The 25,353-nt window shown below is 40.1% G+C and carries 24 protein-coding genes and 1 pseudogene; 7 read left to right on the forward strand and 18 right to left on the reverse strand.

Features of this window, described 5'->3' with window-relative positions; genetic code table 11:
• Positions 1 to 8: 8 nt before the first annotated feature.
• From EHQ49_RS15855 to rplM, 7 genes and pseudogenes are all read right to left on the reverse strand, one after another.
• Positions 9 to 650, reverse strand: a pseudogene (locus tag EHQ49_RS15855) (LolA family protein); the annotation flags it as partial.
• Between the two features lie 100 nt (positions 651 to 750).
• Complete coding sequence (locus EHQ49_RS15860; protein ID WP_135580599.1) at positions 751 to 3,762, reverse strand: DNA translocase FtsK; 3,012 nt, start codon at positions 3,760 to 3,762, stop codon at positions 751 to 753.
• Between the two features lie 66 nt (positions 3,763 to 3,828).
• Positions 3,829 to 4,326 (reverse strand): YajQ family cyclic di-GMP-binding protein, encoded by a 498-nt coding sequence (locus EHQ49_RS15865; protein WP_100742611.1) that lies wholly within the window; start codon positions 4,324 to 4,326, stop codon positions 3,829 to 3,831.
• Positions 4,327 to 4,355: 29 nt separating this feature from the next.
• Complete coding sequence (gene alaS / locus EHQ49_RS15870) at positions 4,356 to 7,115, reverse strand: alanine--tRNA ligase (protein WP_167483018.1); 2,760 nt, start codon at positions 7,113 to 7,115, stop codon at positions 4,356 to 4,358.
• A gap of 49 nt (positions 7,116 to 7,164) precedes the next feature.
• Entirely contained in the window at positions 7,165 to 8,370 is a 1,206-nt protein-coding gene (locus EHQ49_RS15875) for an MFS transporter (protein WP_135580600.1), read from the reverse strand.
• Between the two features lie 68 nt (positions 8,371 to 8,438).
• Entirely contained in the window at positions 8,439 to 8,834 is a 396-nt protein-coding gene (gene rpsI, locus EHQ49_RS15880) for a 30S ribosomal protein S9 (RefSeq protein WP_135580601.1), read from the reverse strand.
• A 1-nt stretch (position 8,835) separates the two neighbouring features.
• Positions 8,836 to 9,288 carry a 50S ribosomal protein L13 gene (gene rplM / locus EHQ49_RS15885; protein WP_002973943.1) on the reverse strand — a complete coding sequence of 151 codons (453 nt, stop codon included), beginning with the start codon at positions 9,286 to 9,288 and terminating at the stop codon, positions 8,836 to 8,838.
• Positions 9,289 to 9,365: 77 nt separating this feature from the next.
• On the opposite strand from rplM, the gene thiL reads away from it, so the two are divergent.
• Positions 9,366 to 10,274, forward strand: a complete 909-nt coding sequence (gene thiL, locus EHQ49_RS15890; RefSeq protein ID WP_135580602.1) for a thiamine-phosphate kinase — start codon at positions 9,366 to 9,368, stop codon at positions 10,272 to 10,274.
• 74 nt (positions 10,275 to 10,348) lie between these two features.
• Here the strand turns inward: thiL and pcnB are convergent, their stop codons facing one another.
• Entirely contained in the window at positions 10,349 to 11,836 is a 1,488-nt protein-coding gene (gene pcnB, locus EHQ49_RS15895; RefSeq protein WP_135580603.1) for a polynucleotide adenylyltransferase PcnB, read from the reverse strand.
• 67 nt (positions 11,837 to 11,903) lie between these two features.
• Here pcnB and EHQ49_RS15900 point away from each other — a divergent pair, with 67 nt between their 5' ends.
• The gene (locus EHQ49_RS15900) at positions 11,904 to 12,905 is read left to right on the forward strand and encodes a M23 family metallopeptidase (protein WP_135580604.1); all 1,002 of its coding nucleotides are present in this window, start codon (positions 11,904 to 11,906) and stop codon (positions 12,903 to 12,905) included.
• A 136-nt stretch (positions 12,906 to 13,041) separates the two neighbouring features.
• Here the strand turns inward: EHQ49_RS15900 and EHQ49_RS15905 are convergent, their stop codons facing one another.
• Positions 13,042 to 13,488: a DoxX family protein gene (locus EHQ49_RS15905; protein WP_135580605.1), complete on the reverse strand. Its 447-nt coding sequence runs from the start codon at positions 13,486 to 13,488 to the stop codon at positions 13,042 to 13,044.
• A gap of 137 nt (positions 13,489 to 13,625) precedes the next feature.
• Between EHQ49_RS15905 and EHQ49_RS15910 the strand changes: the two genes are divergently transcribed.
• Together EHQ49_RS15910 and EHQ49_RS15915 are read left to right on the forward strand one after the other, a co-directional pair.
• Positions 13,626 to 14,552 (forward strand): prolipoprotein diacylglyceryl transferase, encoded by a 927-nt coding sequence (locus EHQ49_RS15910; RefSeq protein WP_135580772.1) that lies wholly within the window; start codon positions 13,626 to 13,628, stop codon positions 14,550 to 14,552.
• Positions 14,549 to 15,379, forward strand: a complete 831-nt coding sequence (locus EHQ49_RS15915) for a crotonase/enoyl-CoA hydratase family protein (protein ID WP_135580606.1) — start codon at positions 14,549 to 14,551, stop codon at positions 15,377 to 15,379. The genes EHQ49_RS15910 and EHQ49_RS15915 overlap by 4 nt, the downstream gene beginning before the upstream one ends.
• On the opposite strand, the gene EHQ49_RS18745 is transcribed toward EHQ49_RS15915, so the two are convergent.
• Positions 15,380 to 15,535 carry a hypothetical protein gene (locus tag EHQ49_RS18745; RefSeq protein ID WP_167483019.1) on the reverse strand — a complete coding sequence of 52 codons (156 nt, stop codon included), beginning with the start codon at positions 15,533 to 15,535 and terminating at the stop codon, positions 15,380 to 15,382. It abuts the gene before it with no gap.
• Between the two features lie 80 nt (positions 15,536 to 15,615).
• Here EHQ49_RS18745 and EHQ49_RS15920 point away from each other — a divergent pair, with 80 nt between their 5' ends.
• Both EHQ49_RS15920 and EHQ49_RS15925 read left to right on the forward strand, forming a co-directional pair.
• Positions 15,616 to 16,467, forward strand: coding sequence for a tetratricopeptide repeat protein (locus EHQ49_RS15920; protein ID WP_135580607.1), 852 nt, complete (start codon positions 15,616 to 15,618; stop codon positions 16,465 to 16,467).
• The gene (locus EHQ49_RS15925; protein ID WP_135580608.1) at positions 16,452 to 18,278 is read left to right on the forward strand and encodes an AAA domain-containing protein; all 1,827 of its coding nucleotides are present in this window, start codon (positions 16,452 to 16,454) and stop codon (positions 18,276 to 18,278) included. Before EHQ49_RS15920 ends, EHQ49_RS15925 begins: the two co-directional genes overlap by 16 nt.
• Positions 18,279 to 18,365: 87 nt before the next feature.
• Here EHQ49_RS15925 and EHQ49_RS15930 read toward each other — a convergent pair whose 3' ends face one another.
• A complete protein-coding gene (locus EHQ49_RS15930; RefSeq protein ID WP_135580609.1) occupies positions 18,366 to 19,019 on the reverse strand; it encodes an adenylate/guanylate cyclase domain-containing protein in 654 nt (217 codons plus the stop codon).
• Positions 19,020 to 19,207: 188 nt separating this feature from the next.
• Here EHQ49_RS15930 and EHQ49_RS15935 point away from each other — a divergent pair, with 188 nt between their 5' ends.
• Positions 19,208 to 19,600, forward strand: coding sequence for a DoxX family protein (locus EHQ49_RS15935; protein WP_135580610.1), 393 nt, complete (start codon positions 19,208 to 19,210; stop codon positions 19,598 to 19,600).
• Positions 19,601 to 19,763: 163 nt separating this feature from the next.
• On the opposite strand, the gene EHQ49_RS15940 is transcribed toward EHQ49_RS15935, so the two are convergent.
• The 7 genes from EHQ49_RS15940 to nrfD all read right to left on the reverse strand — a co-directional run bounded on the left by EHQ49_RS15940 (position 19,764) and on the right by nrfD (position 25,343).
• Complete coding sequence (locus EHQ49_RS15940) at positions 19,764 to 20,333, reverse strand: hypothetical protein (RefSeq protein WP_135580611.1); 570 nt, start codon at positions 20,331 to 20,333, stop codon at positions 19,764 to 19,766.
• Complete coding sequence (locus EHQ49_RS15945) at positions 20,330 to 20,785, reverse strand: MarR family winged helix-turn-helix transcriptional regulator (RefSeq protein ID WP_135580612.1); 456 nt, start codon at positions 20,783 to 20,785, stop codon at positions 20,330 to 20,332. The genes EHQ49_RS15940 and EHQ49_RS15945 overlap by 4 nt, the downstream gene beginning before the upstream one ends.
• Before the next feature lie 247 nt (positions 20,786 to 21,032).
• The gene (locus EHQ49_RS15950) at positions 21,033 to 21,548 is read right to left on the reverse strand and encodes an Lsa16 family lipoprotein adhesin (RefSeq protein ID WP_135580773.1); all 516 of its coding nucleotides are present in this window, start codon (positions 21,546 to 21,548) and stop codon (positions 21,033 to 21,035) included.
• Between the two features lie 10 nt (positions 21,549 to 21,558).
• Positions 21,559 to 22,809, reverse strand: coding sequence for a hypothetical protein (locus EHQ49_RS15955; protein ID WP_135580613.1), 1,251 nt, complete (start codon positions 22,807 to 22,809; stop codon positions 21,559 to 21,561).
• A gap of 8 nt (positions 22,810 to 22,817) precedes the next feature.
• Positions 22,818 to 23,405: a c-type cytochrome gene (locus EHQ49_RS15960; protein WP_135580614.1), complete on the reverse strand. Its 588-nt coding sequence runs from the start codon at positions 23,403 to 23,405 to the stop codon at positions 22,818 to 22,820.
• Positions 23,402 to 23,968 carry a DUF3341 domain-containing protein gene (locus EHQ49_RS15965; protein ID WP_135580615.1) on the reverse strand — a complete coding sequence of 189 codons (567 nt, stop codon included), beginning with the start codon at positions 23,966 to 23,968 and terminating at the stop codon, positions 23,402 to 23,404. Before EHQ49_RS15965 ends, EHQ49_RS15960 begins: the two co-directional genes overlap by 4 nt.
• 1 nt (position 23,969) lies before the next feature.
• Positions 23,970 to 25,343 carry an NrfD/PsrC family molybdoenzyme membrane anchor subunit gene (gene nrfD / locus EHQ49_RS15970; protein ID WP_135580616.1) on the reverse strand — a complete coding sequence of 458 codons (1,374 nt, stop codon included), beginning with the start codon at positions 25,341 to 25,343 and terminating at the stop codon, positions 23,970 to 23,972.
• Positions 25,344 to 25,353: the final 10 nt, after the last annotated feature.

A 25,353-nucleotide genomic window follows, 5' to 3' on the forward strand; every position in this document is an offset into this window, starting at 1 on the left:
CTCTTAGCTTAGTTCTCGGATACAAGTGGATTGTTTACAATTTTGGCGTTCCCGCTCATATGAAAATTGAAAACTCCATCTTGAATTTCTTCAGAAAAATTAATATTGGAAAATGAGATGGTGGTTACTTTTCCGCGACCATCGGTAGCCACTGCTTTTTTGATTAAGTAAGATTCGGAATCTACAAAAAGTTTCATCTTCTCGAATCCACCAATCTTTTCTCTTTGGTCTAGATCCAAAACGAAGTATTTAGCCGCATCTCCCATGGAACGAGGTTGTTCGATGGTATCAAATTTATAATGGTATTTACGAAAGAGCCGGTTGAGACCATCAGGACTATTGGTTGTAAAGATAGGGCCAGAAGTGTTTTTACGATCCAGAGTTAAGTCCTGTTTTCCAACAGCACCTAACCTCTTAATAAAGATATGCAGTGTTTTTCCATCAGATACAATTTCGTCCCCTTCCGGTTCCGCAAAGTTATACCTGATTTTTCCGGGACGTTTGTAGAAACATTTCCCTCGCATCTGCTTTTCCTTTTTGTTGTCTTCTGTTTTGATGAGAAAATCAGCCGAATAGGAATTAATATCACTAAAGTTCTTCTTTATCTTTTTCACCACTTCGGAGGGTGAGTGCCAATTGTGAGCCGGACTTGTTTGGGCACTGAGAGAGACCCCAAATACAAGTAAAAAACATCCGATCCATACTTTCATAGTTTCCCAATTTTTCAGACAAAGTTCTCTTGTCGATGATTTACGCTGAACGCAGGATTTCTCGAGGTTTGGCCCCGACTTGAGGCGAAACATAACCCCGCATTTCCATAAGTTCCATAAGCCTTGCCGCTTTATTATAACCGATACGCATCCGGCGTTGGAGGTAACTGGCACTGGCTTTTTTTTCGGTAACCACGATATTCCAAGCCTCGTCAAAAAGTTCTTCATCTTCATCGGAGGCCATTTCCACGCTAGTTTCATCATCCCAGTTCATTTCCACATATGCAGGAGCACCTTGTTTTTTGGCCTCTTCCACGATGGATTCAATTTCTTTCTCTTCGATAAAAGGGGCTTGGATTCGCATTAGGTCACTGGAAGTCGGAGAACGGTATAAAAAGTCCCCTTTTCCAAGAAGGGTTTCCGCCCCGCTTGTATCCAGAATGGTCCTTGAGTCTGTTTTTTGCGCCACTTGGAAGGCAACGCGAGCCGGGCAATTTGCTTTGATGACTCCGGTGATCACATCCACAGAAGGCCTTTGGGTTGCCATCACCAAATGGATTCCTACCGCTCTTGCTTTTTGCGAAATTCTTTGGATTTGTTCCTCTAGATCTTTTCCGGAAACCATCATAAGGTCAGCAAGCTCATCAATAAAGATGACAATGTATGGAAGTTTTTGAAATCCCTTCGCATGGGCATATTCATCTACCTTTTCATTGAAACTTTTGAAGTCCCTACTTTTCAATTGAGAGATCATTTGGTAACGACTCTCCATTTCTTGGATGGCCCAAGAAAGTGCCTTCGTTGCTTTTTTAGGATCTGTGATCACTGGCATAAGAAGGTGGGGGATTCCTTCATAAAGAGTCATCTCCACCATCTTTGGATCGATCATAATGAAACGCACTTCTTCGGGGGAGCGAGTGCAAATCAAACTTGTGATCATCGCATTGATACTCACCGACTTACCAGAACCTGTGGTTCCCGCCACAAGTAAGTGAGGGAGTTTAGCGATATCAATCATCACAAGTTTTCCGGAAATATCTTTCCCGATACAAATCGATAAGTCTTTAGCCTTATTTTGAAGGATGGTATCTTTTAGAATCTCTGATAGAAATACATCTTCACGGATTCGGTTCGGAACTTCGATTCCAATTGACGCCTTACCTGGGATTGGTGCAACAATCCGAATGTTTTTTACCTCTAAATAGGCACGGATTTCATCAGAAAGGGATACAATCCGATTCAGTTTGATTCCATTCGGGATGGTGATCTCGTAACGAGTGATGATGGGTCCCCTTTCTTTGGTGACCACCTTAGATTCAATTCCGAAATGTCCCGTGGACTCTTCGATTTTACGAGAGATCAAATCCAGTTCAGAATCATTTTTTAGAATGTTGGCCACAGGAACTTGGTGGGACACAAGAAGTCTTGGAGAGATATAATACTTTCCTTTTTTTAGTTTTGGTTTGGGAACCATGGAACCAAACATCAGTTCTTGTTGTTCTTTCGATTCTTTTGGTTCTAACTTTTTCTTTCCAAAATTTCCAGAACTCAGATTGGATTTTACTAATGGAGAACTCTCTTCCACAGCCAATGTTTCCAGAGTTTCCTCTTCGTAAACATCATGGTTTTCCTCATCCTCTTCTTCGGAAGATTCTTCTTCACTCACGTCCCAACCCGTCTCTTCTACTAAAGACAAACGAACGGATTCTGGAATGGCAATGGCAACGGAAGTTTCCTCATCTTCTTCCTCAACGTAGGAAAGAGAGGCGGATTCAGATTCCCTATCTTCGGATGAGTCTTCTTCCAAATCACCATCGTCCTCATCTTCGTATGGAAGGGAGGAAGAAGGATTTGAAGCTTTAAGAATATTATTTTCTCTACCAAACGAAGATTGGATCGGATCGAGTTTTGGAAGTTCCAAACTTTCTAAACTGACAGCAGGATCCAAATTTGGTTTCCATTTGGCCTCGGGAAATTGAAAAAGAATTTTAGATTCTCTTGTACTTTCGATTTCTGATAATTCTTCCGCAACTCGTCTGTTGTCCGTTAGTTTTAGGCGTGAAATCAAAACTTCATTTTTTTCAAATTCAGCAAGGGAATCTAGTTTTGATTCTTGTTTTTGGAATCGAAACACTTTTCCCGCCTCATCAAAAAAACCTTCAAAATGAGAAGTATTACGATATCGAACTGCCGGTGTTTTTTTAAAAGTTGGATTTCCTTCCGTAAGGTTCCCTTGACCATTTCTACTAGTAGAATTTCTTTCCTCTTGGAAATAGGAATTCAGATGAGAAACATCTTTCTTGGAACGGGAATTTACATTTGGATTCGGAGTTTTTTTCTCATCCGCAATCACATTCCAAAAATGATTGGAAAGGTCTTCTTTCGATTCTTCTTCTGTCTGCACAGCAAACCACTGTTTGTTTCGAATTTCATCTTCTGTTCCGCGACGAGTAGAAACCACCGATTCCAAAAATGAAGGTAATCGCAAATGAGGGAGTTCGTTTCTTCCCCCCATCATCCGGTAAATTCCATTTGAGTATTTGTTGATGGCAGCAAAGGTAAAAGACCAAGCCCCGTCTTCTAACCAAATCACTGCAAAGTATAAATATAAAAAGAAAACAACAAGGATACGACCGGTCTCTCCAAAGAGATACGAAAAAACCCAAGAGAAAAATTGCCCAAGGATTCCACCACTATCCCCCACATGACCGAGTGGTGTTTCCAAAAGATTCAAACTCACAGTGGTAGCGACAAGAAAGAGTGGGAAAAAAAGTGCCTTACTGAGTCTATCAAAGTCAGGATTTCGTAACGAAAGAACACCTAACATCAAAACAAAGCCAGCGAGTAAAAAAGAGGACTTTCCTAAAATATAAAGTAAGGTAAAAGCGATGTAATGACCAAGTCTTCCAAACCAATTGAAAAGCGATCCGTCCTCTCCTTCCTGAAAAGAAAAGAGAGAGAGAAGTAAAAACACACCGGAAAATACTAATAGATACGGAAGGAAGTCTTTGCGAGGCAAAGTCCATCCCCATACGGATTTTTTAGGGTCCATACGGGAAATATCGGACGGTTTTGAGACATAGACAGAAAAAAAAAGGCGGCGGTTTAAGCCAAAATTTTATCCCTTAAAATTAGTAAAATTGGCGTCAAAATTGAAATTGGCATTTCGAATCGCCGCCATTACCTCTTGTAAGTCGTCCTTTTTTTTGCCCACAACTCGGACAGATTCCCCTTGGATGGTAGCCTGAACCTTTAGTTTTTGGTCTTTGATGAGAGTAGTGATTTGTTTGGTTTGTTCTTTGTCCAAACCATTCTGGATTTTTACCTTTTGGCGCACCGTTTGGCCCGTCGCCGATTCAATTTTGGAATCAAAATCAAAGGCTTTCAGACTGATTCCTCGTTTGGCCATTTTGGTGGTAAGGACATCAATCACCTGTTTCAGTTTGATATCGTTTTCCGAAGTCAAAACCAAACTATCTTCTGTGAGTTTGATCTCAGAGTTGGATCCTTTAAAATCAAACCTTGTTTGGATTTCCGTCATGGCCTGAGCCACGGCGTTTTGTAATTCCGGTCTTTCTATTTTTGATACAATGTCAAATGATGGATCTTGAGCCATACTTTACTCCTTACTTACCTTAATGTCTGTTATCCTAATTTCTTTTTGGAAAGGTCCAAGGCAAATTCCAAAGCAGCACCAAGGCTCTCTGGTTTTTTACCGCCACCTTGTGCCATATCGGGCCTTCCCCCACCTTTACCATCTAACATCACCAAGGTTTCTTTTAATAGATCCCCACAGTGGATTCCTCTTTCATTCAGAACCTTATTACACATAAATACAAGGGTACTAACATCCCCATCTCTCGTTCCAAACAAACAAAGAATTTCTGGTTCTTTGGCTTTGAGACTGTCAGCTAAATCCTTTAAAGCTTTTGCATCCACTGCTTCAAAAACTTCTGTCACCACTTTTCCTTTGGAAAATGAATGTGCTTTCTTCAGAAGTCCATCCACAAGTTCTGGATTCATTTGAAAACTCAATTGTTCCTTTTTCTTTTTTGCTTTGAAAAGGGAACCAGACTTTTCTTCGAGTTCCGTTTCTAAATCCTCTCGAAGTTTACGTAAATGTTCAACTGCCGCATTTCCTTGTTTCACAAAAAGGCTTTGTAGGTCTTCAGGAGCTGGCACTGGAGAAACAATCCCAAACTCCTTCAAATCTCCAAAGGTTTCTTTGGCCGACAAGTTATGGGTTTCTATTTTTGCCGCCAGTGTTTGGAACTGTGATAAAAAGTATTCAATCACTGAATCCCCACAAATGGCTTCGACCCTACGGTTTCCGGCTCCAGGACTTCCTTCTTTGATGATAGCAAAGTATCCGATTTCTTTTGTGTTCGATACATGGGTTCCCCCACAAAATTCTTTGGACTTATCTCCCATAGAAATCACACGAACTGAACTTCCATATTTCTCATCAAACATAGATAAGGCGCCTGATTGTTTTGCCGTATCGATATCCAACACTTCTGTTTTGACGGGAATTTTGGCATTCACTGCCTCATTCACATCTTTTTCAATAGAGATAATTTCTTCTTCCGAAAGTGCTTTTGGATGTGAAAAATCAAATCGCAAATAATCAGAAGAAACAATGGAACCTTTTTGTGCCACATGGGTTCCGAGAATTCTTCGAAGCGCTCCATTTAGCAAGTGTGTGCCGGAGTGGTGGTTTGCTAAATTTTGACGACGAGTTGTGTCTATCTCTGCTTCAATGGTTTCCCCCACAGAGATTTTCCCTTTCAAAATGATTCCGAGATGTAAAAAAGTTTCGTTTTCTTTTTGTGTGTCCTGGACTTGGAACTGGAACCCCTCTTTTTTGAAGTAACCCCAGTCTCCAATCTGACCACCACCCTCCGCATAAAATGGAGTTTTGTCGAGAACCACAACCGCATCTGATCCTTGGTTTGCCTCGGATACTGACTTCCCATCTACAAAAAGATAGATTACTTTTGCCGGTGATTTGGTTGCCGTATATCCTAAAAATTCAGTTTTGAGTTCCGCACTTGCACTAAGGCCAGTTAGGTATTGGACTTTTTTTCCTTTCCAACTAGCACGCGATAGATCACGATCTTTTTCGAGTTCGGCTTCAAATCCCAAGTCATCGAAACCAAACCCGCGATCTTCCACAAGTTCCTTTGTCATTTCACGCGGGAACCCATAAGTGGAATACAAACGAAATCCTTCTTTTCCAGTAACCAGAGTTTGGCCATTTGATTTTAACTGGCTTAATAAAGATTCTAATTCTTCCAATCCCACTTCTAAAGTATGTAAAAAGAGTTCTTCTTCTTTTTTTAAGATGGATTCAATGTCTTTCGCTTTGTCTTTCAGTTCAGGATACCGAACTGAATATAAATCGCGAAGTGTCGCAATTAGTTTGTATAAAAATGGTTCGTGGATTCCTAGTTTTCTAGCAAAAAGCGAGGCTCTTCGGATGAGCCTACGAATCACATACCCACGTCCCGTACGATCAGGATAAATCCCATCCCCTAACGAAAAGAATACGGAACGGGAATGATCTGTGATTACTCGGAAAGATTGTTTTGTAGATTCGTCGTAAGTTTTTCCGGATAACTCTTCTATTTTACGAATGATGGATTTTAATTCATCTGTATCGTAAACAGAATCCACTTCTTGTAGTAACATAGCCACTCGTTCGAGGCCAGATCCTGTATCAATTCCTGTTTGTTTTAAAGGAAGGAGTTCTCCAGATACCGTTTGGTTAAATTGGTTGAATACTAAATTCCAATATTCTAAATAACGATCACAGTCACAACCTGGTTTACAATCCGGATTGTTTCCACAATTCGGGCCACCTTTTTCTGGGCCACGATCCAAATACAATTCAGAACAAGGACCACAGGCCCCACTATCTCCGGCAGGCCCCCAAAAATTATCTTTTTTTCCGAGCCTTACAATTCGTTCTTCAGGAATTCCGGCTTCCATCCAAATTTTTTTGGCTTCATCATCATCTAAGTAAATGGTCACCCAAATTTTTTCTTTGGGGATATGTAAGTGGTTTAATGAAAAATCTAACGCGTATTCGATGGCTTCTTTTTTGAAATAATCGCCAAAGGAAAAATTTCCAAGCATTTCAAAGAAAGTACAATGTCTTTCTGTTTTCCCAACTACCTCTAAATCGGTAGTACGAACACATTTTTGAACCGAAGCAGCGCGAGTGTATGGTAACTCCACGGCTCCTGTAAACAAAGGTTTGAATTGAACCATCCCGGCGGTTGTGAATAAAAGTGTTGGATCCCCTTTCGGGATAAGGCTTGAGGAAGGCACAATGGTGTGGCCTTTCCCTTTGAAGTAACTAGTATACAACTCTGCAATTTCGCGGACGGTTTTCGACATCATACACTTACAGCGAAATCGGTTTCACCTCCTAGGGCAAGGAAATTAGAAGTTAACTCTGCCGTAATTCTTTGTATTGGAGAAAGGAAATTAAGGCAAAAAAGAGAAATATTCCACCCAAAATTCCGAAGGTCAGTTGCGAACCGATGGTGTCCGCAAGTAGGGCTGCCAGAAATCCAGAAACAGCTGGTGTGAATTGGAAACAAACCGTATAGAGAGATAGGACTCGTCCTCGAATTCCATCATCGGTGCGCTTTTGTAAGATGGCCGGAAGAAGGCTGGAAAGCACTCCTCCAGAAACGCCAAAACAAAATAAAAACAAAGATGTAGCGGAAGCTTTCCCAAATGGAACAAATCCCAGAAAGAACAAAGAGGATAAAGAAAAAACAATCAGTAAAATAAGACCCTTTCGCTCTACATGATGAAAAAGAATCGTTAAAATCCCGCCTAAAAAAAGGCCCGGCCCTAAAAATACAAGAACCGTCCCCCGTGCCAACTCTCCGAGTCCTAGTTCTGTGCGAACATATTTAGGTAAGATGACTTGGATGGGTCCAAGAGCAAGCATACTGAGGATGGTCATATACATCACCTGTCTAGAAACGGGATCTGTTTTTAAAAAATCCAAAATGGTTTTTAGATTGGATGTAAGAGAAGGAAAACTTGCGGTTTTGTCATAGGCACCTAGGGACTTTATCTTTTCTTTGGAATTCGAATCTCGTAACAAAGTAAAGGCGAGCATTGATAGAAAGTGAAAACCAGCTAAAACCAAAAATAAACTAGAATACCCTCTCCCTTCCCGAAACCAACCCACAGCAAGCGGACTCATTCCGAAAGCAAAAATCAAAAGTAAGTTTCCTGCAATTGTATGAAAGACTAACCGATGTGACTCCATCACTTCTCGTAAAATGGCCATCCTACCGGGGAGAACCGTTGTCATTCCAATTCCATTCACAAAAGCCAGAGGTAACAATAAAAATGGGTAAGTTTGAAAAACTCCAGTTAAACCACCTAACAAAAAACTAGCGAAAAAAAGAAAAAACTGGAAACTAACAACAACCCACTTTTTGGAATAGTGATCGAGTAAGTAACCTGTGTATAAGAAAAAAATAGGAAAAGGTAAAAACAAAAAGAAGAATACGATCCCCGAGAACCCTTTCACTGCATCTAAGGTTTGGCAAAAAATTACGATGGAATATAAAAAACAGCTGCTGGCGAAGGTTCCAAGAGCAAAGGCAAAATAGAATACTAGTCGGTTCAAGTTTTTACCTACCTAAAAAAAAAGCCTCCCGGAGGAGGCTTCGTATCGGAAAAAAAGAGGATTTCCGATTAACGTTTTGAGAACTGAGTTCCTCGACGAGCTTTGCGTAGACCGTATTTTTTACGTTCCACCATACGGCTATCTCGAGTGAGAAAACCTTCTTTTTTCAAAGTAGGTTTTAATGATTCATTGAAAGCTACGAGTGCACGAGCCACTGCATGTCGAATCGCTCCTACTTGACCAACAACTCCACCACCAGTTACATTAAGTGCAATGTCATACTTATCACGAGCTTCTAAAACTAAAAGAGGCTCAAGAGCACGGCGAACAAGGTGTTCTCCGTTTTTAATGTAGTCATTTACATCTTTGTGGTTTACTGTGATTTTACCAGTTCCAGATGCGATTTTTGCACGTGCAACGGATGTTTTGCGTCGGCCTACTGCCCAAACTGCTTTTTGCGCCATATTATTTCAACTCCAGTTTTAGGGGCTTTTGAGCTCCCAAGTTGTGGTCATTACCAGCGAATACGCGGCAATTTCTCAACATTTGGTCACCTAACTTAGATTTAGGTAACATTCCTTTAACCGCTTCCATAATCACTCTTTCCGGATTTTCTTGAATGAGTTTATGAAATGCAATCGCAGTCATACCACCTGGGTAACGTGAATGGTGGTAGTAAATTTTTTGTTCTCTTTTGCGACCTGTTACAGCCACTTTAGAAGCATTAACGATAATGATGTTATCACCACAGTCCTGGTTAGGAGTGAAGGTAGATTTGTGTTTTCCGCGAAGGCGGGAAGCTACTTGACTTGCCAATCTTCCGAGAGTCTTATCAGTTGCGTCCACAACAAACCACTGTTTTTGTACGGCTTCTTTTGCGATAGAAGGGGTCTTGTGGGCTTTAGACAATAGTTCCATAAGTACGAGATTTTCCTCTTTTATGTCAGGATTTTCGGTTTTCACACCGGGTCAAACAAATTTATTGGAATCTAACTTTGAAAGAATCCGAAATTATACGCACTTTGTTTGGGCGAACCCCTCCGCCCGAAGATGATTGTTACTTTTTGGCCCCAAACCGATTAGTGACAACGGATTCCCTTTCGGAAGGCACACATTTCCTCCATGAGTGGTCTTCTCCACAGATTCTGGCACGAAAACTAGTGGAAGTCAATGTATCCGACATCACCGCTTCTGGTGGAAGACCCAAAGAATGTTTCCTAAATCTGGGCCTATCTCCCCTCTCTCGTAAAAAAGAATGGATTCGCGCCTTTTCCAAAGAACTTCGTAAATCCTTAGACCAATATGGAATGAAACTAGCGGGGGGCGACACCTTTTCGGCATCTACAACTCAATTGACACTTACCGTCGTGGGAACAGTGGAGCGACCTTGGCTTCGTTCTGGGGGAAAACCGGGAGACTATCTTTATGTCACCGGATCTCTCGGCAAAAGCCAACTGGGTTTCCAAACTTTAAAAAAGAAATCGAAAGAAAGTAAGTATATAGATGCCATTACACACCACCTTTCTCCGAAGTCTCGTTATGCGATCCTAGATACACTCAAAAAATTCAAAATCCACGCTTGTATGGATATCACCGATGGTCTCATCCAGGATGCCGAAAGATTGGCCATCGCTTCTAAGGGAAAATTGAAAATTCAAATCGAATCCCTTCCTTTGGATTCACTCGCTTTATCTCATCTTGGCTTAGATCTTTGTCTGGGCTCAGGAGAAGAATTAGAACTTTTGTTTCTTTCTCCGGAAATTCTACCAACGGAACTAGCCGGAATTCCTGTGACAATGATCGGAAGATTGGAAAGTGGAAAACCTGGGGTTGCATTTTGGAAAGTGGGAAAAACCTATTCACCAAAAACACGAGGTTTTATTCATTTTTCAGAAAAAGAATGAATGGGTTTTTCTCGCTCCACCAGACTCATCGAAGTGAGGAGCCTGGCTGAAAGAAGGGAATCAAAAAACCGATTTTAGTCTTCGGTTTCTTCAACTTCCGAGGAAGCCTCTCGTCTTTGTCGAGATTCTTGTTCCTTCGGTTCAGAAGAATTTGATTGTTGAGACTCAGACTGGTTTTGGTTCTGATTTGGGGAACCACCACCTCTTCTGTCCCGATGTTTCTTTCTGGGTGGGCGTTTTTTGTTAGGTTCTTTTTTACGATTCTGCTGCCCAAACTGATGGCTGTCAGGTTTTGGTCTTTGTCGTAAAGAAATTTCCCAAAAGAAAGCGGTTTGGACTGCGGATTCATTTCCTTCCGAAATCGCTACGATCTTATAGACCATAAACGCATCGTAGAAGTAATCCTTCTTTTTGAAAAAGGAATTTTGTCTTTCTTTTTCATCATCAGTGACCTGGAACCTTGGTTGGCTGATAAAAATCTTAACCAAATTGTCTTGTTCTCGTTTAGGAATTCCCATACGTTCGAAAACAGGTTGGAGACTTTCTTTAATGTTATGCGCTAGGTGACCACGGTCATTTTCATAAAGATCTTTTACGATATCATAGAAAATTAACGAATAAAAGATAGCTGGAGTCATCTCTTCTCTTGCGGAGAGAAGTTTATCAGTGACTGCTAGTCTTTTTCCAAGTGGGGTTTCCATAAAATGTTCACGCCACTCCGGATCCGTTTTCTTTAGTTTATCAGCAGGTTCTTTGAAAAGTACATCGAGCAAATGGTTCTCAGCAAGGCCTTCGAAGATGATCGAAGTTTTCCAAGTTCTAAACATTTTGTTGTATTCTTCTAATAATCTTGCAGTAGACGATTTCTCGAGTTCCAAACGGTTCTTTTTGATTGCCAGTTTGGTTTTTTTCTCGATATCGAGTCCGAGTAAAACAGAAAACTTAACCGCTCGTAACATACGAACTGGATCTTCTTTAAAGGAAATATCTGGATCACCAATGACCCTAACGATTTTCTTTTGGATGTCTTCGAACCCACCAACGTAATCCAAAATGGAATCGTTTTTAGGATCATAAAACAAGGAATTGATGGTAAAGTCGCGTCTTGCCGCGTCTTCCTTTGCTGTACCGAAGGAATTGTCCCGTTTGATGAGATAATCGTTTTCTGCTTTGTGTTTTTCCAAACGATGTTCCGGTAGTGATCGGAACGTAGACACTTCAATAATTTTACCTTTAAAAATGATATGTACAATTTTAAATCGTTTACCGATGATTCGGCAGTTATTGAAGATCCTTTTGATTTGGTTTGGAGTCGCACTTGTGACTATATCAAAGTCTTTTGGGCGTTTGCCCATAAGCAGATCTCTGACCCCTCCACCGACTAAATAGGCCTTGTAACGAAACTTGTTCAATCGATTGATGATTTTGATGGCATCTTCATCGATATTGGCCCTGCGTATGGAATGGGTTTCTCGATAGTATCTCTTTCCCTCGGGGTACATCAAAAAGGAATCGACAGAGTCGGCTTTCTTTCTGAAAAGAGAAGTGAGAAATTTAAACATATTGGATTCATCCACTTTCCCTTGAAAAATGGCATGGGCAAGGAAAAAATTGGCGGAATAACGAACATTGGCAGAAACTTACGTCACAACCGCCTACGAAAGGCTCCAAATTGCACACTTACGTTGGCGAAAACGCGCCCAAAAATGGATTTCCCGTAGTCGGGAAAAAGTGAGCTTTGTCCTCATCCCCAACGACGAAAAACCTTTTGCCCAAATTGAGATCTCCATCGGAATGCTCGGGTTTTTATTCGGACTCTCTATTTCTCTGGTTCTCCTATCCTTTGGCCTACTCCTTTACTTTTCCTTCTTCTTTGATCGCAATCTATCCTTAGAGAAAAAAACGGAAACCCAACTCGTCTCCTTTTTGTTTTATGACCTTCTATCACAAGATTTAACAGATTCTGTAGAAGAACTAGAGTCGACTGCCGAATCTCTAAACCTTCTTGCTTGGGAAGAAATTCCTGAAAAAGAAATGATCACCCAAGATTATTTATTAAAAGAAGAATTTCGTAAAGATGCAAGCGAACTAGATTCCAATCTCTTATTGTTCCAACAAGTTGTGACCACCTACACTCAGTTTGGTGTTAGACTTGGGAACCTTGTGCCGAATTTTCAAAATGCCATTGATTATCTTTCGATGAGGGAGAGTATATTTTATTCCATGCCTAGGGGTAGACCTCTAAAACCTGGTGTGGGCGTTGTGACTTCTACCTTCGGGTATAGGAGTGATCCTTTTGGAATTTTACCTGTGGGTGAGTACCATTCGGGGATTGACTTTGCCGCTGGGGAAGGAACTCCGATCTATGCTACAGGCCCTGGAATCATTGCTGTAGACACAGCAGTTGGTGGTCTTGGGAAATCAGTTCGTATCAATCACGAAAACGGTTTTTTTACTCTTTATGGTCACTGTTCTTTGATTCTAGTCAATCCGGGAGATCGTGTCAAACGGGGTGATAAAATTGCCCTTGTAGGACAAACAGGAAAAGCAACAGGAGCTCACGTCCACTATGAAGTGAGAATCGGACTGGATGCACCACTTGATCCCGAAGAATATATTAACTTAGATTGATTCTCTGGAAGATACATTCAAAGAGAGAAACAACTTCTTCTTTTTTTCCTAAGGGTGATTAGATGAAGATTGGTTCGAACCCTTGTTTGCTTGTGATAAACAAAAGACAAAGGTCGAACCAGTTCGAAATTGGTGATTAGAATTTTCCGATTAAATTAAAATCAACAGAATACACACCAGCACCACCCACTACGAGGGCAATGAGAAGTCCCGCGGCAAGAATATGAAACTCATACCCTTCGCCTTTTTGGTTTCCGTTCCAATTGATAAAAAATCCATTTTGTCTATGGGCAAGAACCGCAGCACCAATCATAATGATCGCAATGGAGGCAGCAGCAAATTTAGTTAAAAACCCAACGAGTAAAAGAACAGGTCCAAAGGACTCACCTAAAATGATAAGAACCGCGAGGATTCCAGGAAACTTCATTTGTCCTGTAAAAAATCCGTAAGTTCCTTTGAATCCGTATCCACCAAACCAACCGAGTAGTTTTTGGGCACCGTGTGGGAAGATCACAACAAAAGCTGTGATGCGTAGGATTAGGGGGATGATGTCCCCAGAAGTAGAAAATAGGTAATCGAACATATGGTTCTCCTTAAATCAATAAGAGATAGTTTAATATTAAACTATCTAGAGTCAAGCTAATTTTTTCCCTTATTTCCAGGTTTCGTCGGTTTTAAATTCTCCTTTCCCCCATGGGCATAAATTTTACTCTTTCCCCTATGTTAGATCGAATTCCGATTCCGAATCCCTTTGGTTGGGAGGGTTTGTCCACTTTCAGCCTTCTTATGATGTTAGCCTTTCTTGTTGGTTCCTACCTCCTCCCCAAAGAGTTGGAGAGAAAAAAATTGGATCCGAGCCATTCCGATTGGTTGATTTTCCTTGGGATTTTAGGTACCTTAGTGGGTGCCAAAATATTCTTTATCTTTGAAATTTGGGACCAAGTGTTTATTGATGTTCCCGGCTATGACGGAAAGTATACCTATCCACTCACACATTGGAACGGATTTCCGGGACATCCTGGACTTTGGTCTTCCCTTTTTAGCGGTGGTGGCCTTGTATTCTTTGGTGGCCTTCTTTTTGGATGGTTATTCATTACTCTCTACTTCCGACACCACAAACTAGACATCGGTGCCTATTATGATGCAGTGATACCAGCAATTAGTATGGGTTATGCGATTGGAAGATTAGGATGTTTTGTGAGCGGAGATGGTTGTTATGGATTTGCCACTGACGCGAGGATCCCATTTTTTGTTTTTGATTTCCATGGTGCTCACCCATCTGGTGTACCTGTTTGGAATACTCCTGTAATGGAATCGCTTATGGCCTTTGGTTACTTCGCTTATTTCCAATTTTGGGCAAGATACCAAAACTTTCGTAAATGGAGTATTGGTGCACAGTTTCTCATCATTCACGGATTTGCAAGGCTCATCATTGAGTTCTTACGTGTGAACAAAGCAGTCATCCCTTTTATTGATCCACCGACTCTTGTGAACATTCCAGATGCCAACGGAAATCCTACCTTCCTTACTGGTTACTACTGGCATGGATTTTCTCAGTCACAATATATCTCCATTGCGCTCATCCTCTTCGGTGTGTATTTGTTAGTTTCTAAAAAACTTTGGCTAAAGGAAAAAACAAACGTATGAACCCTTCTCCATTTTTCGAAATTGAAAAAAGAAAAAATGTAGCCATTCTTTGGTTAAATCGTCCAGAAAAACGTAATGCCATGAATTGGCCTTTTTGGCGAGACCTTCCCGATATGGTGGAAGAGATCAATGCTGATCCACAAATTCATTGTTTTGTGATCGCAGCAAAAGGAAAATCTTTTTCAACAGGCCTTGATTTGGAAGAGTTCTTTCAAGAATTCAAACCAGTTTTCCAAGGAGAATTTGCTGACGGTAGAGAAAAACTCTACCAACTGATTCTCACAATGCAAAAGGGAATTAATGCCATTTACAATTCTAAAAAACCGTCCATTGCCCTCGTTCAAAAACATTGTATCGGTGGTGGGCTGGATTTAGTTTCTGCATGTGACATTCGTTATGCGTCAAAAGATGCTAGTTTTTCACTTAGAGAATCCAAGGTAGCCATCGTTGCCGATATGGGATCCTTACAAAGACTCCCTCATTTGATTGGGAATGCCCATACTAGAGAATTGGCTCTGACTGGAAAAGATATTAGTGCCGAGGAAGCCTATCAGATGGGACTTGTGACAAAAGTGACGGAAGACTTTGATTCCCTACTTCAAGCTGGACTCAGGACAGCAGAAGAAATTGCAGAAAACCCGACTATTGTCATCCGTGGGGTCAAACAAGTGCTAAACCATGGAATAGGAAAAACCATCGACGAAGGTTTAGACTATGTAGCGGTTTGGAATGCGAGTATGCTCGATTCTAAAGATTTTCGTTCCGCCATCGGTGGGTTTATGGAAAGAAAACGACCTGTCTTCAATCCAGAAACCCGGGTAGATTAATTAACAGTAAATGTCGAGTAACCGTTCGCTTTTTGCGTTTGAGCCTACTTTTTCTTCCACAGCCAACTTCATGAGTTTTTCATTGAGTTGGTTTTGTGCCTGGAAAATTTCCTTCGGCAAATTGACGACTGAGTTAATAGGTGTAGATGGAACCATAATAGGACCTCCTTTTACAATCTTTACTCCCTATTCTACCCATCGGCGAATCCCTTATTTCCTGAAGTAAAAAACGGCGTATGAGCTCTTTTTTTTCCCTAATCCGCGAAGCCAAACTCCTGGAAGAGGAAAAGGAATTCACACGAGCTTTTAACGTGTACGCAGAAAGTGAATCACATACACAAAACGAATCTGCACTGATCAAAATCAAAGCGAAAAAAGCCTGGTGTTTGTATGCAGTAGGAAATCCAAAAGAAACAGAATCCCTGTTTCAAGACATTATTAAAAATTATCCATCGCATCCGTTAAGTATCACCGTATACTCACGTTATCTAATCAAATTAAAGAAATTTAAATCAGCCAAAGTACTACTTCAAAAAAGTATTCTCTATTTTCCTTCCTATTTGGAGAACTACCTACTCCTTGCCTCTCTCCTAAAAGATATGGAACGATCAGAGGAAGCGATTAAGGTATTAAAAAAAGCACTTTCGCAAGAACACTTAAGTAATGGCCGCGGGATTGATCGAAAAGATATTTGGGCCGAACTTGGGTCTTTATATTTTTCTCGTGGAGACTTTAATTCGGCCCTCGCTTCTTTAAAAATGTCACTTAAGATGGTGGAACCAGAAGAGTTCTTCTATTATGATTTATTAGCCTTATGTTATCTGGAGGCGGAAGACCCAGAAAATGGACTCACCTCTATTAAAACTCATATCGAATTCTGCAAAGAAATTGATCCAGAGACACTGATTATTTTGGCCCGTGCCCATTGCCGGCTGGGAAAATTAGAAGAAGCAGCGAACAACTTAATCCAAGCTTACTCCATTGAAGATTCCTTATATTTAAAAGCAGCAGATTTTATAGATTTTGCGCCACTACTAAGAAATGGTTTTTTTACAACCTTGGAGAACATTGAATGGGAAGAACCATAAAACAAACGTTTGGTTCATTAAAAGAAGAAATTTTACACATAAAAACAATTCTATCAAAAGAACGCGATTATGAACGTTTTATATTTTTAGAAAAAGGTCAAGATTCCAAAGCGATTAAAAATGCCGAGTTGGAAGACTTAAAGTTTGTTGTGGGTAATACATGGAGGGCGGAATTCAATATCTCTCCTTCTTCGAAAGCCAAAGAGTGGTTAAAACCAGGAGTTCCCGTCCTCCTCAAATCCGAAACAGAATCTATATTTGGAAATATTTATAAAACATCCGATACAAAACTCACCGTCCAAATCCGAGGAGACTACGAATGGGAAGATACTGAGTTTCAAATCTCAAAGTGGTTCCAAGAATCCACATACGACTTGTATAATGATATCATCACAAAAATATTAGCTGATACAAGTAGTGAATCACATAAAAAATTGAATTGGATTTTGGGTTTTGGACTCGGTGAAAAACCAACGCCTCCTAAGTCTAGTCTTAACAGACCACCACTGGAACGCATCTTTCAAATTCATGACTACGGAATTATCTTTGGACCACCAGGAACAGGTAAAACCACCTTACTGATGCAAGCTGTGCAGGAAATCAAAACAAAGGGTGAATCTGTTTTGACACTTTGTCCCACAAACTTTGCCTGCGATTATATTGTAGAACTTGCAATCAAAAAAGGAATTCGTGTGATTCGTTTAGGAAACTCTACAAAAATCAAAGAAGATGTTTTGCCCTACCATATAGATCATCTCATCCAAACACATCCTGATCAAAAACAAATTCACAATTGGCAAACCGAACTAAAAGCACTTCAGAAAAAAGCCAATGCTTGGAAACGTAACTTTGGAAAAGAAGAAAGAGAAGAACGAAAGACAATCCGAAAAGAAGCTAAGTTTTTACTCTCCACAATCAGAGAAGCAGAATCGAATATTAGAACGAAGCTACTCGACGATGCAGAACTCATAGTATCTACCTTTTCGGGATTTGGAAATGAATGGGGAAAAGGTAGGACCTTTGATTATGTATTTGTAGATGAAGCCACTCAAAGTTTAGATCCGGGTTGTTATATGGCACTCTATGCTGGTAAAAAAACCTTCTTTTTTGGAGATCCGAAACAACTTGGCGCTAGTTACTCCCACCCTGATCACCAAACTATCGATAGTTTTTTGGAAAAAGCTGTGGCATTTGATTCAGGAGAACGAATTCTATTTTTAGAAAAACAATTCAGAATGAAGGCAGAAATTCTTGGTTTTCCCAATCGAACTTACTACGAAAGTAAAATTCTAACCCATCCTGATGCAATATGGAATCCAACAATCACTATCTCTGAGGCCATAGGTTCCAATCCATCCATCCTTTGGATTGATACTGCCGGCAGTGATTCCGAAGAAGAAACAGAAGGTGAAGAGCCAAGTTTTTTCAATCATATAGAAATCCAGTTGATCGAAAGATTGTTTGAATTGGGAATTCAAAGCAATTTAATAACCGTTATATCTCCATATCGAGGCCAAGTTGAAAAATTAGTACTGGCATCACAAGGTAGATGGATCACCCAAACTATAGATTCCTTCCAAGGAAGAGAATCAGAGATTGTCATTTTGAGCCTAGTTCGCTCTAACCTAGAAGGTGAAATTGGTTTTTTATTGAATCCTAAACGTTTGAATGTAGCTTTAACAAGGGCCAAATCTCATTTAATTCTTATTGGAGACTCAGGAACCCTTTGTCAAAATAAAGAGTTCCAAGATCTTTATTCCTACATCGAATCAAACGGTGAAATTCGTTCGATTTATGAATTTATGGAATGATAACAATACACAAACCCAAAACACAATCGGTAGATCATTTCCTTTCTAAATCAAATTTCAAACCATTCCTTTAATTCGACCAAATGGTCATAAGACAACCCATTTCGGTTCTTCCAAGGTGTAAACCAAACGATACGCGCCATCGGAACCTGGTGGGATCTCAGAAATTCCTTCAAAATCAAAGTCTGTGGTTTCATCAGCATTTTCTTTCACGGCATTTGTCACTAAGATTTCCCATGCTTTCGCAGTATCTTCACCTAACTTAGATGCAGCGTTTACCTCTGCTCCAAACACATCGGTATCGCCTATTTTTAATATTTTTCCAAACCCAAGTCCCACACAAAGTAAAATTTGTTCTTCGGCCGTTCGTCCTTCGTTATAACGTTTACATGCCTTCTGCATATGAATCGCACATTGAATGGCTTTGTTAGTATTTCGAAAGAGAACCATAAGGCTATCCCCTTCGTCTTTCATAAGGATTCCATCAAACTCATCTAACACAGGAATAAGGATTCTTTGTGACTCATAGATGGTTTGTAAAAAATGAATGATTCCAAATTTGGCAACACCACGTGAAAATCCAGAAAGGTCGGTAAACATCACACACCAAGTTTCGCCAAAAAGATCCCAAATCCGTTTGTCGATGATTTCTTGGTTGGAGCCAGGATTCAGTCTTTCTTCTAAAAGTTTTTCCAATCGTTCTTCCGATGCAGAGGTGGCTATAGCCCGTTTTTGACCCATGCGAGCGAGTATAACAAAGAAAAAAGGAATGTCAAGATACGTAAAAACAAAAGGTACGAAACATACTCTTTAGTTTTAGTTTAAACATTGATTCGATAACACAAAAAAATATTGTAATTTTCTATTGATCACATTCCATTCTATTTGTTTTCCTGACTAAACCAATTGAATCAAATCTAGGAGATTTTATGAATGATATCAAAAGTTCAAAAACAACACTTTGGGTGGGAAGGGTTTTAAGCGGTCTGGTCATTGCTTTTTTACTCTTCGATGCTTGGGGTAAACTTTCCGAATTAGAAATTGTATTAACAACCATGGGAGAATTGGGTATACCTGGATCCCTATCGATAACGATTGGAACCATCCTACTTGTAATCACAATTTTATATGCAATCCCACAAACTTCTGCTTTCGGTGCCCTTTTACTCACAGGGTATTTAGGCGGTGCTATTGCGATCCATGTTCGAGTGGGAAATCCACTTTGGAGCCATATTCTTTTTCCGGTTTATGTAGGAATTCTACTTTGGGTAGGTCTTGCTTTAAGAAGCCGAAAAGTAAAAGATCTTTTCTGGGGATTTTAAAAACAAACCAATCTTTTTGTTTTTTAGAAACATAAACTTCTTCTGAAAATGAAAATTTAGAGAGAAGCTGTTTATGTTTCTGACAATTTTTCATTCAACTGCTACATTCCACTGGTATCGATTTTAGAGATACAAAACCAATTATATCATTCAAGCGAACGTTTTATCCGTTTATCTTTAAAAGTTTTACAACCAACGGTATCATCATTATTGAAATTCCAATATAAATAGAAACACGAATGTAATTCCAAAAAACCCACTTCTTAATTTCATTTGTGAGCTCAAAAGAATGGGAGCCTATTGTATTTGCCAAAAACTGAAACCTAATGATTTTCCCAGCAAAATAAATAACTGTCCAAACCCTCACAGCCATATGAAGGAGAAACAAAAGTACCAAACAATTACCAATGCCTTCGATGGAATAACAAAACACGAGGGATATTAAAAATATGATTTCATGAATAGAATGAAACAAAATCCAAAAATATTTTAAATTGGCAGATTTGATCTCTGTATTTAAAATCTGGAGGTTGGGTCGATTGCCACTCGCCCAACGCGGAACAAAAACGAGAGTTTCAAAAATTTGAGCACCATTCATTAAAAAATAGATTAACAAGTTGATGAGTAACGAATATTTAGCGAGCGATAAAGAATTTTCGAAAACAAAAGATGTCATATCTTGTATCCCGATTATGGAAGCGATAACAAAAGACTTTTCTATCATATAACTCATATTTCATTTTTTTCCTGTAGTTTTTTAGACATTCTTTCCATAATTCCAATGGCAGATTCAAAATAACGATGAACTACTTCTAACTCCCGACTTGAAAAACTAGAAATCAAAAGTTCAGTATCTTTTTGTAATTTTTTAAAAATTGGCGAAAACAATTGGTTTGCTTTTTCTAAATTAGGAACAATCATCACCTTCCTTCTATCTGCTTGTAAAAACTTTCGTTTTACTAATTTATTTTTCTCTAACCGATCAATGACACCGGTAATGGCTCCCGTCGTAAGGCCGGAGATCTTTGCTAGTTCCCCAGCACTCATTTCCCCGTTTTCAATCAGGTATCCTAAATATTTATGATCTGTTCCTGTAAGACCGGCTTTTTTTGCAATTGCCTCATGCATACCTAGAGCAGTTTCAAAGTATTTACGTGTGGTTTTTTTAAAATTTATAATTTCCATTGGTTTAAAGTTTAAGAAATATCTTAATGACTATATATCTTAGTAACTAAGATATATAGTTTTGACAAACAGAAATTTTTATTATTTTTGGAAAAATAGTTTAATTCGTTAAATAATTTAGTAAAAAATCGAGGTTTTTCAGTTTTCGATTAGATGGTAAAAAAAAGACCCTTGGTTTCCCTTGGGTCTTTTTTTAAAAGAAGTTAGGTCGAGATTGTCTCTCGCCTAATATTTCTTAGCAAAAATCTTAGTTTTGTTTTAACATGTTTTTGTTTGTGTAAGGAACTTCTTCCAAACCTTTTGTCAGGTCGGAAAGTGGAATCTTATCTTTCGGAAGATCTTTTAAGCTACCATACTCATATCCACGAGGATAGTGTTCTTTGTCTGTTGGGCTGTAAAAAGGGTTATACTCCTTTACTAGGCCTTTGGAATATCTCCAAACACTTTTTTCTGGATCTTGGTTCACAACAAAACAACGAGGGCTCATATAACCTTCGTTCTTTGCAGTTTGCACTTTTACAAAATATTTCGGCGCCCAAACGTTGTGGTTACGAGCTTCAAATACTTTGACAACAGTTCCAGCAGGAACAAATTCCACTACTTTTGAGTTAGAATCTGCTTCTGAATACAAAGGAACAGTAAAATCCAAACTTGCTTTGTTTGTTTTGGCATCACAATTTTTATGCCAAGCCACTTCTGCGTTTTTAGAACAAGCTGTGAAACTTGCTCCAACAATCATTAGTAATACAATTTTGTTTTTCAATTCCATTCTCCTATTGGTGGTGGTGGAGGCACTCATCTAAACGAGGATCCCCAACCGGAACTAAGCTGTGTTTTTCCAACTTTTTGAAGATAAAGAAACCGAAAATTCCCACAACACCCACTGTTCCACCAAAAGCTAAAACGAAGTGAAGGATGGAAAATTTTTCGAAGTTTGCAGGGAATACCAACCAGAATAGTTCGAAGAACTGAACGGCAAGAATCCATACAGACAATTTCCAAAGGAAATCGATATTTCTTTTGTTAGGACGATTGAGAAGGAGAAGGAAAGGAATCACAAACTTCACAAATGGAAGTGCGAGTGTTGTATAACCCCAACCACCAGTCATACGCATTTCATAGAAAAAAGTTTCTTCTGGGATGTTTGCATACCAAATGAGCATAAACTGTGAGAATCCCACGTAAGCCCAGAAAGTAGTCATACCTAAAAGAAATTTTGCAATGTCATGGTAATGGTTTTCATTCACTGCTTCACCGAGATATCCATTTTTCTTCAAAATTGCGATCACAATTAGGTAAGAAGCAAGGGATGTTTGGAAAGCACCTGCAAACGCATACACACCAAACATAGTAGAGAACCAGTGTGGTGAAAGTGACATGAGAAGGTCGAAAGACATGAAACACCAAGAAAGTGCAAAGAAAAGGATAAATCCTCCAGAGACCTTTGCCAAAGTTTTAGTAGTATCAACTACCTTGTCTTTGTCCTGGCCTACTGACTTTCCGTGAAAGATGTAAGCGAAGATCGTCCAAATTCCAATGAAAGCTACACAACGAATGATGAAAGCTGTTGGATTTAGGTATCCCGACTTATGGTGGATGAGGTGGTCGTTTTCACGAACACTGGCATCAGCCCACTCATATAAGTCGTGCATTCCAAAAATCACACCCACAAGCAAAAGGCCTGCGATTGGTGTAAAAAGTCCGTAGGTTTCAAAAAGTCGTCTAACCGTAACAGACCAATGAGATCCCGTTAAGTGTTGGATTGCTGTAAAAAAGATTCCTGTGATGGCAAGACCAATCACAAAGTAAGTTCCAATGAGTAGAACATGGTAACCTAAGTTTGTGTGGTGGAAATGACCTGCTTCGTCCATATGACGAGATGTTTCATGACCAAATCCGAGGAAAGCGATGAGAAAACTCACCACTCCCACTCCGATCATAGCAATGAGGGCATTACGAAGGCTTGCTGGCAGTTTGAACTGCAGTAATTTTTCGTCTAGTTTAGCTGCTTTTGTCGCGCTCATAGTTTCCCCTAGTTCGCCTTTTTATTTTGAACTTCATATTCTTGAAGTTTTCGGATGTAAGCAATGAGCTTCCATCTGTCTTCTGGTTCGATTTGGTAAGCATAACTTCCCATAAGTCCACGACCCATAGTAATGATATGATAAACTTGTCCATCGGACCAACCTCTGATTTTGTCAGAAACAACAGAAGGAGGTGATTGTTGGAACCTTGGAGCAGGTCCTACAACCGTTCCATTCCCAAGTCCCCTTACCCCGTGGCAAGGTGTACAGTAGGTTTGGTAACGTTTTTCACCAATCATAAGATCACCTAAGTTTGCTTTGGCGATTGGATTTTTTAATCCTTTGTCAGCTCCTGGAAGAGTATCAGGAGTTGCTTCTGTTGCATAAGGGTATGGAAAGTATCCTACCGGAATCGCACCTTTGGGTGGGATTCGAGAAGCAGATCCATTAGTTGCAAAGGAATCGGCTTCTTGTGATTCCCGTGCAGGAGAATCATACATACTAGGAAAGTATTCATAAACGGGAGTTTTGTAATCGCAATTCACGAGAACAAGGAATCCCGCAAGTGCTAAAACTCGAAAGATGTTTTGTTTCATTTTTGGTTCTCCGGTTTTACCACGGTTACTTCCGCTCCACCAAGGCCTTTTACGAACGAAACAACTTCTGATTCGTTATAACCTTTAGCAGATTTTGGAATCCAAAGTCCGAACCTGTGAGATGTCAAATCCGGGTGAAGGATTCGTCGGGTCGCTTTTGGAATACCGCTTAAAAAACATAGGGCAGCTACAGTGTAAATCCCTGCAGAAAATACTGTTAATTCAAAGATGATTGGCACATAGGCAAACCAAGCGTTGAGAGATTTTCCAGAGATATTGAGAGGCCAGTCATGGGCATGAGTCAGATACTGGAATAGAATTCCGATCGTGCATCCAAAAATACCTGCAAAGAAAGTGACCCAAGGAAGTCCAGATCTTGGAGTTCCCATCGCTTCATCGATCCCGTGAACAGGATATGGAAGGATACAATCAAATCCTTTGTAGTCTTTTTCTTTGGCTTTTTCTGCCGCATGCATGATTGCTTCGGGAGTCTCGAAAATTCCGAGAACTCCTTCATCCATTTCTTTATATTTGTGAAACTGTTCTAATTTTGGAAGATACATACTAGTGGTGTGCTCCTTCTTTCTGTGGCATCACTGTTTTTACTTCTGCAATCGCAATCACTGGCATAATTCGGCACCAGAGAAGGAAGAGAGTAAAGAAGATACCGAAAGTTCCGATTAACATTGCATAGTCGAAAAGTGTCGGTGTATACATGGCCCAGCTGGACGGTAAAAAGTCACGGTTCAGAGTCATCATGATCACAAATCGTTCGAACCACATACCTACGTTTACCACAAGAGAAGCCACAAACATCACCGGGATGTTGTAACGAAGTTTGCGGAACCAGAATACTTGTGGTGACAATACGTTACATGAAATCATGATAAAGTAAGCCCAACCGTAAGGACCGAATGCTCTGTTCCAGAACGCGAACACTTCATATTCGTTTCCAGAATACCAAGCGATAAAGAACTCTGTTCCGTAAGCAAGACCTACGATAAGACCCGTTACCATCATGATTTTATTCATGTTGTCCAAGTGTTTCATCGTGATGTAGTTTTTAAGATTGAATACTTCACGAGCAATGACCATGAGCGTTACTACCATAGCGAAACCGGAGAAAATCGCACCGGCAACAAAGTATGGAGGGAAAATAGTCGTGTGCCAACCAGGAAGGATGGAAACCGCAAAGTCAAAAGATACGATGGTGTGAACCGAAAGAACGAGTGGAGTGGAAAGAGCTGCCAAAATCATGGAAACGATTTCCAAATGAGACCAAGATCTCGCCGATCCAACCCAACCAAAAGAAAGAACGTTGTATAAGTTCTTTCTCCAAGTTTCCGTTGCACGGTCACGAAGTGTGGCAAGGTCAGGAATGAGTCCTAAATACCAGAACACCATTGAGATGGAAAGGTAGGTTGATACCGCAAACGTGTCCCAAATGAGTGGGGAACGGAAGTTCACCCAAAGTGGACCTCTTTCGTTTGGATAAGGAAACAACCAAAACCCGAGCCAAGGACGACCTACGTGAAGGATGAGGTTCGATGCCGCAACGAGTACGGCAAAGATTGTCATCGCTTCCGCAGCACGGTTAATCCCCGTTCTCCAACCTTGACGGAAGAGGAATAGAACCGCAGAAATCAATGTTCCTGCGTGACCGATACCGATCCAGAATACGAAGTTTACTACGAAAAATCCCCAACCTACTGGGTTGTTGATCCCGAGTAAGTAAAGACCTTCATAAAACAAATAACCGATGATGGCTACGTCAATCAGGGTGATCGTAAGAACCAAAAGGAAGGTGTTCCACCAAAGTTTGGTAGGAAAATCTTCGTTTGGTTTTGCGATATCAACGGTTACATCTTTAAGCGACTTCCCGCCTGTTACCAGGTCGGGGATGTCTAATTTATCTCGAACTGCTTGTGCTAATGACATTCCCTTTGTG

The organism is Leptospira perdikensis (assembly GCF_004769575.1).
Classification (GTDB): Bacteria; Spirochaetota; Leptospiria; order Leptospirales; family Leptospiraceae; genus Leptospira_A; species Leptospira_A perdikensis.

Bases quoted from the DNA above. Each gene is read 5' to 3' on its own strand.
- EHQ49_RS15860 (WP_135580599.1), bottom strand. From the start codon at position 3,762: ATGGACCCTAAAAAATCCGTATGGGGATGGACTTTGCCTCGCAAAGAC.
- EHQ49_RS15865 (WP_100742611.1), bottom strand. From the start codon at position 4,326: ATGGCTCAAGATCCATCATTTGACATTGTATCAAAAATAGAAAGACCG.
- alaS (WP_167483018.1), bottom strand. From the start codon at position 7,115: ATGATGTCGAAAACCGTCCGCGAAATTGCAGAGTTGTATACTAGTTAC.
- rpsI (WP_135580601.1), bottom strand. From the start codon at position 8,834: ATGGCGCAAAAAGCAGTTTGGGCAGTAGGCCGACGCAAAACATCCGTT.
- rplM (WP_002973943.1), bottom strand. From the start codon at position 9,288: ATGGAACTATTGTCTAAAGCCCACAAGACCCCTTCTATCGCAAAAGAA.
- pcnB (WP_135580603.1), bottom strand. From the start codon at position 11,836: ATGTTTAAATTTCTCACTTCTCTTTTCAGAAAGAAAGCCGACTCTGTC.
- EHQ49_RS15905 (WP_135580605.1), bottom strand. From the start codon at position 13,488: ATGTTCGATTACCTATTTTCTACTTCTGGGGACATCATCCCCCTAATC.
- EHQ49_RS15910 (WP_135580772.1), top strand. From the start codon at position 13,626: ATGTTAGATCGAATTCCGATTCCGAATCCCTTTGGTTGGGAGGGTTTG.
- EHQ49_RS15915 (WP_135580606.1), top strand. From the start codon at position 14,549: ATGAACCCTTCTCCATTTTTCGAAATTGAAAAAAGAAAAAATGTAGCC.
- EHQ49_RS18745 (WP_167483019.1), bottom strand. From the start codon at position 15,535: ATGGTTCCATCTACACCTATTAACTCAGTCGTCAATTTGCCGAAGGAA.
- EHQ49_RS15920 (WP_135580607.1), top strand. From the start codon at position 15,616: ATGAGCTCTTTTTTTTCCCTAATCCGCGAAGCCAAACTCCTGGAAGAG.
- EHQ49_RS15925 (WP_135580608.1), top strand. From the start codon at position 16,452: ATGGGAAGAACCATAAAACAAACGTTTGGTTCATTAAAAGAAGAAATT.
- EHQ49_RS15930 (WP_135580609.1), bottom strand. From the start codon at position 19,019: ATGGGTCAAAAACGGGCTATAGCCACCTCTGCATCGGAAGAACGATTG.
- EHQ49_RS15935 (WP_135580610.1), top strand. From the start codon at position 19,208: ATGAATGATATCAAAAGTTCAAAAACAACACTTTGGGTGGGAAGGGTT.
- EHQ49_RS15940 (WP_135580611.1), bottom strand. From the start codon at position 20,333: ATGAGTTATATGATAGAAAAGTCTTTTGTTATCGCTTCCATAATCGGG.
- EHQ49_RS15945 (WP_135580612.1), bottom strand. From the start codon at position 20,785: ATGGAAATTATAAATTTTAAAAAAACCACACGTAAATACTTTGAAACT.
- EHQ49_RS15955 (WP_135580613.1), bottom strand. From the start codon at position 22,809: ATGAGCGCGACAAAAGCAGCTAAACTAGACGAAAAATTACTGCAGTTC.
- EHQ49_RS15960 (WP_135580614.1), bottom strand. From the start codon at position 23,405: ATGAAACAAAACATCTTTCGAGTTTTAGCACTTGCGGGATTCCTTGTT.
- EHQ49_RS15965 (WP_135580615.1), bottom strand. From the start codon at position 23,968: ATGTATCTTCCAAAATTAGAACAGTTTCACAAATATAAAGAAATGGAT.
- nrfD (WP_135580616.1), bottom strand. From the start codon at position 25,343: ATGTCATTAGCACAAGCAGTTCGAGATAAATTAGACATCCCCGACCTG.